The sequence below is a fragment of the Mesorhizobium sp. M4A.F.Ca.ET.090.04.2.1 genome (assembly GCF_003999085.1).
In the GTDB taxonomy this organism is placed as follows: Bacteria; Pseudomonadota; Alphaproteobacteria; order Rhizobiales; family Rhizobiaceae; genus Mesorhizobium.
In genome coordinates this window covers 1-709 of record NZ_RZOT01000973.1, presented here as the reverse complement: position 1 = coordinate 709, position 709 = coordinate 1, and the positions used below count along the sequence as shown (strand labels likewise).

The following is a 709-nucleotide window of genomic DNA, read 5'->3' as shown; positions in this document are numbered from 1 at the left end:
CGCCGCTGCGGTCCCCGACCCCGCAATCGATCCGGCGCTGGGCAGCGTTGAAACGGCGCTTGCCAAGCTCTCGACGGGCGCGGCCTATCTCGGTGCCGCCAAGTCGCGCATCGACACCCAGAAGAGCTTCCTGTCGAACCTCTCGGACTCGATCGACAAGGGCGTTGGCGCCCTGGTCGACGCCGACATGAACAAGGAATCGACCCGCCTGCAGGCGCTGCAGGTGCAGCAGCAGCTCGGGATCCAGTCGCTGTCGATCGCCAACGGCAACTCGCAGTCGATCCTGGCCCTGTTCAAGAGCTGATATTCCGGCTGATCTTTCCATTGCATCGAAGGCCGCGCCGCAAGCGCGGCCTTTTGCCTTCCGCCTATCATCCTCGCACAAGCTTCGCGGTCTAGTGTTCCGACGGACAGTCATGCTGGGAGCCGTTGGAACGTGCCGGAACAGATCCAGAGCATCATCTCGAATCTCAGGGCATTTGGCGTCAAGCGCCTCGCCATGCTGGGCGGCATCGCGGTGCTCGTCATGACCGTCATCGGCGTGGCCTCGATCTATCTCAACCGTCCCGCCTACGAGACGCTCTATGTCGGGCTCGAGCGCTCCGACGTGAACCAGATCGGCCTGGTGCTGGGCGAGGCCGGCATCGGCTTCGATGTCGGCGCCGACGGCACCTCAGTGCTGGTGCCGGCCGGCACCACCGCGCAGGCT

At 64.7% G+C, this 709-nt stretch carries 1 protein-coding gene and 1 pseudogene; both read left to right on the top strand.

The annotated features are described in order from the left end of the window. Positions 1-304, top strand: a 304-nt coding sequence (locus EN781_RS33575; protein ID WP_281034425.1) for a flagellin, incomplete at its 5' end; no start/stop codon positions are given. 132 nt (positions 305-436) lie between these two features. Next, positions 437-709 (top strand): annotated as a pseudogene (locus tag EN781_RS33570) (flagellar M-ring protein FliF); the annotation flags it as partial.